The organism is Corynebacterium sp. Marseille-P8863 (assembly GCF_946902955.1).
Lineage (GTDB): Bacteria > Actinomycetota > Actinomycetes > Mycobacteriales > Mycobacteriaceae > Corynebacterium > Corynebacterium gottingense.
In genome coordinates this window covers 1-2,657 of the sequence record NZ_CAMPQC010000031.1, presented here as the reverse complement: position 1 = coordinate 2,657, position 2,657 = coordinate 1, and the positions used below count along the sequence as shown (strand labels likewise).

Sequence of the window (2,657 nt, the reverse complement as noted above, 5' to 3'; positions counted from 1 at the left end):
GAACACCAAACGTCTTCACGAAGCATTGGGCTACGCCACCCCACAAGAAGTAGAAACCGAGTACTATCTCACCGAGCCCATCAACACAGGGCCGTAAAAGAAGCGGAACCAAACCCAGGACGCTTCAGATCTGTCTGTGTGTCGGGGGGGACACCGCTCAACCGTGGCGTTCGAGATGGGTATTACACGACTCGCGTCCTCTCGCATGTCGAGAGATGAAAGTGCACGTTTTCCGGTATCGCTAACCTGTGAGTTATGTTGCGGTTTGCATGATATAAGTCGATTTCATACACCTTTATCCTACGGTAGTGCGAGCATAGATGCGCTGTGACTGTTACTTTCCTGCACGAGGATCTCACGTTTGCGAAAGACACGTCCGACGCGCATGCGGAATTAATGCTCGGCATACTCGGTAGCTTTGCGGAGTTTGAGCGGGCCATTATTCGTGAGCGCCAGGCGGAGGGTATCGCGCCGGCGAAAAAGGGCCGGCAAGTACAAGGGCCGTAAGCCCGCCCTAAGCCCGGGCCAGATAGTGGAGTTTAAGCAGTGCGTGCTGGCGGGGGTCGAAAGCCGCACTAGCGCGGGAATTCGGAGTCACCCGGCCTACCCCGTGTATCGGGCACTGGAAAACGCCTAAAGCGGCGCAAGGTGGGGGTAAATATGCGCAGACGTTGAAACTGCCACATGTTAGAACATATGTCACACCATATGCCTTTCCGTATAGTTCCGACCTGACTTGGCTCACTGTGGTGTGACCGACTTAACTCTTGACGCGTAGACCTGCTGGTTTGGTGTTGGGGTTGGGTATTTTTCCGCACTAAGGGGTGGGGTGTGGGGCGGACGGTAGTGTGATCTTTTGTGAGCCCGTCTATCCGTACTGTGACGACTGCTTCTGGGGCTACAGCTGTCCAGGTAGTCACGAGCGAACACGCGGGCAATCGGATGTCGAAATCCGATCTCAAGGCGCGACCAATTTATGCCCGAACCGAGGGCTCGATTAATGCGCACCTCAATATCGTCATGGCAACACTCGCAGTAAGTCGAATGATGGAATCAGCAACCGGACGAAGCATTAAACGACTCGTGCGAACTTTCAAAAAGTATCGCAGTTTTGAACTCAGAGTCGAAGACACAACAATCCACGCGGCCACGCCACTACCAGCCGAAGTGCAAAACCTCGTCCACGCCATCACCGAACCCTGACTTCCGCACCAAAATGATCCAACTCAGGAGAAGCGCACGCGGATTAACCTACGCCGGCCAGCAGAATTTCTACGAACTCCTTGCGCTTTTCTACATGGAAGTTGTGGCCCGAGTCAGCCTCGACTTTAACGGCACCGGCGGGAAGAGAATCCATGGCCCTGGCGGCGTCCTCATCACTGGCCGCAGCTTGAAGGACTTCCCCGTCGTATCGCGCTTGACAATGAATATAGGTAACTGGCGCTTGAATCGCCGCAAGTGTTGCTTCTTGATCAAACCCTTCGTTCCAGAGACCCGTAAAGAAGGCATCACCAAACGCTGGGTCATAATCCATGATGTACACCTGTGCCTCATTCATCTCGGGAGGCATGGTCCACAGAGCTATCGGGGCGCCCGGATGCCGAGAGTGATATGCGAGTCCATCACCGATGAACCCCTGAGCAGAGTCCCCAAAGTATTGCCACATTTTTTGGCTGCGCCACTGATAAGCCTGCCAGTCGGTCTCTCCTGAAGACAAGAACTCATGAGTGCTGACAGCTAGGTCCTGATAATTCCACGTATTGCGCGCCTCAGGCAGCTCTGTGGCAAATAGCGGCGGATCTTCTAACACCAGGAAGCTAACCAGTTCTGGATGACGCGCAGCAATCAACGCGGCCAATTGACCCCCAGACGAATGCCCACTTAATACGACGGGTTGGCCAATTGTCTCTATATAACGAGATAGGACGTCTGCGACCTCCACCGCTCGATAAGATTCAAGGCGATCAGACTTGCCATGCCCTGGAACGTCGATGGCATACACTTGGCGGTCCTTGCTGAGGTCACGTAAAGCGTAACCGTACTGGCGCCATCCGCTCGCTTGACCATGGATAAGGACAATAGGGGAACCGTCCCTTGGCTCGCTTACCCCTACATTGAGCTTCACATGATCCACGCTCACCCGGTGCTCTTGATAGCCAGCCTTTTCCAGGGATCTCACAAGACGCGAGTGATACGTGGTTGTGTACCATGCCCAACCGCCAGCACCGGCTGCCGCAAGTGCAACGATTGCCGTCACGATAAGTCCCGCCACCTTCAGGACCCTTTTCCCGACCAGGGCCATGAGCTATCACCTTACCAATAAATCTGTATGAAGCGTCCTGGGTTTAGTTCCGCTTCTTTTACGGCCTTGTGTTGATGGGCTCGGTGAGATAATACTCGGTTTCTATTTCCTGTGGGGTGGCGTAGTCCAATGCTTCGTGTAGCCGCTTGGTGTTCCACCAATGCACCCACCGCAAGGTGGCCAGTTCGACTTCTCCGACCGACGTCCACGGGCCCTGAGCGTGAATGGGTTCCGCCTTGTAGAGACCGTTGACGGTCTCCGCTAGAGCATTGTCGTAGGAGTCGCCGACTGTGCCGACACTCGGCCGGATCTCGGCTTCGGCCAGTGCGGTGGAGTACTTCAGTGACACGTACTG

At 54.8% G+C, this 2,657-nt stretch carries 3 protein-coding genes and 1 pseudogene; 2 read left to right on the top strand and 2 right to left on the bottom strand.

What is annotated here, in order from left to right; genetic code table 11:
- Positions 1 to 327: 327 nt before the first annotated feature.
- Positions 328 to 637: pseudogene (locus tag OVO38_RS12410) on the top strand (recombinase family protein); the annotation flags it as partial.
- Positions 638 to 858: 221 nt separating this feature from the next.
- Complete coding sequence (locus tag OVO38_RS12330) at positions 859 to 1,203, top strand: hypothetical protein (RefSeq protein WP_267208690.1); 345 nt, start codon at positions 859 to 861, stop codon at positions 1,201 to 1,203.
- Positions 1,204 to 1,246: 43 nt separating this feature from the next.
- Here OVO38_RS12330 and OVO38_RS12325 read toward each other — a convergent pair whose 3' ends face one another.
- Together OVO38_RS12325 and OVO38_RS12320 are read right to left on the bottom strand one after the other, a co-directional pair.
- Positions 1,247 to 2,302, bottom strand: coding sequence for an alpha/beta fold hydrolase (locus tag OVO38_RS12325; RefSeq protein ID WP_095279068.1), 1,056 nt, complete (start codon positions 2,300 to 2,302; stop codon positions 1,247 to 1,249).
- A 58-nt stretch (positions 2,303 to 2,360) separates the two neighbouring features.
- Positions 2,361 to 2,657 (bottom strand): integrase core domain-containing protein (locus OVO38_RS12320; RefSeq protein ID WP_267208689.1); only part of this gene is annotated, 297 nt, incomplete at its 5' end.